This is a genomic window from Salinicola salarius, assembly GCF_002179555.1.
Taxonomy (GTDB): domain Bacteria; phylum Pseudomonadota; class Gammaproteobacteria; order Pseudomonadales; family Halomonadaceae; genus Salinicola; species Salinicola salarius_A.
In genome coordinates, this window is the sequence record NZ_NHOU01000087.1 from 1 (window position 1) to 2,588 (window position 2,588).

Below are 2,588 nucleotides of genomic sequence, written 5' to 3' on the forward strand. Positions count from 1 at the left end.
CGACGATACCACCTAAATGGGTGTCCGGTTTCAGTGAACCACTACAGTGCAGACGCGGACGAAGCGAACCTGCTAGGTCTGGCGATCGAAGCGCGTGATCTACGCATCGCCGGCGAGATCGGCGCAGTCATGTCGCTGCGAACGAAGTCGAACACGGTTTACGCGCTCACGCCCGAGCAGATGATCGCGCTGACCGACGCGGCCAAGGCGTTCAAGCAAGGCCTGCTCGCTAGGTCATGGCAGCTCAAGGATACAATCGCCACCGCTGAAGCTGCCGGTGATCGCGAAGCCATCGCAGCGATCGCATGGGATGCCGAAGCCACTACCGAACACACAACCGAGGAAAAAGCATGAGCCGATACAACTAGGAACACGTCGGGTTCGCCCTGCTGATCATGGTCGCCCTATCGGCGCTACTCGCCCTGCTCCACATCGAGAGCCCGGTGTTGATCGGCTTCGCCGTCGCCGTGACCTGGTTCATCGCTCGAGAATGCACCCAGCACGAGTACAAGTTGGGCGTCCACCGCAGCTGGGCCTGGGGCGAAACCCTGCCAGTGAAATGGTGGGAAGGCATCGCGAAGGGCTGGACGCGGGATTCTCTGCTCGACTGGCTCGCCCCGCTGATCGCCTGCCTGCTGTTGCTCGCTGCGCTCTGACTATCGCCGATACCGATCTGACGCACATCACCGCAACACACCGAAGCCCGCCGCCCGGCGGGCTTTTGCCAGTTCGGTAACCGTGTAAAACTCCAGGTTCAGCTTCTTCAAAGACCGGAACAGGCATGAACGAATCAAGAATAAGGCACGCCATCGAGTCCTCGGTACCCAACGTCACCGTGCCGGAAGTCACCATTGACACGGTCCACGTCATCACGTCTGACAAAAACAACCGGCGGACAATGTCAGCGATCTATGCTGCACTCCATTCACTCGATGAAAACGACATCGCCTACGCCTTTCGACTCGTTTGCCACAAAAATGAGCCTTCCTGGGCGGCATCCCGTATCAAGGATATTCTCGAGAACGCGACCAGACACGAGTGGCCTCGCAACTTCCATCACGAAATCGATGTCTCGATCTATGGTTCGACGCTCAGCATTCACGCCAGCAGCTGTGGTGACGCACCGGGGTGTTCCGAGCGGATACGAAAAGCGATCGATGATGCCCTACCCGCTTGCCGCCGAATCTTCCCCGCAGGCATTTTGAGAATGTCTTACAACTTCGGTGTTGGTGGTTACCCTTCCTCTGTATTCGCGGCTCATGCCAATGGCAGCGATGAAGACGACGATGTTTCTTCGAACCCCAACTGGCCATCCCGTACCGGCAATCTTTCAGGCGGTGGCCGGGGAAACAATCCCCCAGGATCTAGCCGAAGATAACTTTCAGCAGGGCCAGCTGTACCAGTCCTTCAAAGCCTTAAAGTCACCCGCCGCGGCCAGCCTCTACGGCCACGTGATGAATGGCGCACCATAGCCAAGCGACTCAGGCCACGGCTTATGCTGGGACGGTAAGGATTGGCAGAATCAGAAAGCCCGCCAAGCGGCGGGCTTCGTCGTGAATCAGCAAAAGAGTTTCACTGATTTAGAAGAGCATCAATGAAAGCCGGATCAGCGAAGAGTTGATCCATCGTTTCTTCGATTGCCAATTCCACGGGACGAGCAAGGTTCTCACCAGACTGATACATCAGCCCCTTATATTCGGGCTGGACAGAAATCACCCTGCTAAAGAGCGTCTCGCCATCTTTCGAACCGATGACGAAATCGATTTGGGAATCCCCTACCGCCTTACCCGTCCAGAAGGTATCAATCAAATGGAGCTCAGAGTAGAGCTTTTCGATATCACCGTGGATCGTTAGCGGCGCATCGGCATCGACCACAAACCCCCTCGCTTGCAGCTCCTGCTCTATAGCCGATTGCACGACGTTTTCTACTGGCTCCTCGCTATGTATTGACGCCATCTCGAAACCGCCATAGCTATACTTTTTGCTGCTGATCCGGCTTTTGTCTTCACGATCGTCCACCACGTCAACATTGACCGTAACGCCATCTGCCCCCTGAATGGGAGCTACATCCGTTTGCGGCTCGTATACCAGCTTTTCCGTCTCGGGAATGGCACCGCAGCCATGAAGCAATGCCAGCCCTGCTACTAACACCAAGATTCTAAATGCTTTCATGAATTCCCCACTTGTGTTTGAACTTGATTTATATCGGAGCTCCGAGCCGTTCCACGCTCGCCCCCCAACAGTCTCATGGGTGGTAGAGCTCCGTTCTACAACGCCAACCGCTCGCTCTAGCCCTATCGGCACCACACCATGAATTCCTGAACAGAAATGCCCCGTTTCCCTGATCAGAAATCCCCATGGCACTCGACGAACATCACCACGGCGTGCGCGCCATCCGTACCATTTCCACCCCCGTCACCGTCGTGGTCCGTGTCGCCGATGGAGGAAGTTGTAGATCCTCAATCTACAACGCCCACCGCTAGAGCCTAAGCGCCGCGCGGAAAACCATGAGCCCCTGCGCGCAGCAACCCGCTTTCCCACTCTCGATGGCCAATGTGATGAGTGAAGTGGTCCCCGAAATTCGGACC

4 protein-coding genes are annotated in these 2,588 nt (G+C 56.4%); 3 read left to right on the forward strand and 1 reads right to left on the reverse strand.

The window, feature by feature from the left end:
- The 3 genes from CCD76_RS19100 to CCD76_RS19925 form a co-directional block, all read left to right on the forward strand.
- A partial coding sequence (locus CCD76_RS19100; protein ID WP_218777088.1) for a DUF4376 domain-containing protein occupies positions 1-354 on the forward strand: 354 nt, incomplete at its 5' end.
- 41 nt (positions 355-395) lie between these two features.
- Positions 396-656, forward strand: a complete 261-nt coding sequence (locus CCD76_RS19105; protein ID WP_087721075.1) for a hypothetical protein — start codon at positions 396-398, stop codon at positions 654-656.
- Positions 657-781: 125 nt separating this feature from the next.
- Positions 782-1,378 carry a hypothetical protein gene (locus CCD76_RS19925; RefSeq protein ID WP_143543344.1) on the forward strand — a complete coding sequence of 199 codons (597 nt, stop codon included), beginning with the start codon at positions 782-784 and terminating at the stop codon, positions 1,376-1,378.
- Positions 1,379-1,572: 194 nt separating this feature from the next.
- Here the strand turns inward: CCD76_RS19925 and CCD76_RS19115 are convergent, their stop codons facing one another.
- The gene (locus CCD76_RS19115) at positions 1,573-2,172 is read right to left on the reverse strand and encodes a YajG family lipoprotein (protein WP_087721077.1); all 600 of its coding nucleotides are present in this window, start codon (positions 2,170-2,172) and stop codon (positions 1,573-1,575) included.
- Between the last annotated feature and the right edge of the window lie 416 nt (positions 2,173-2,588).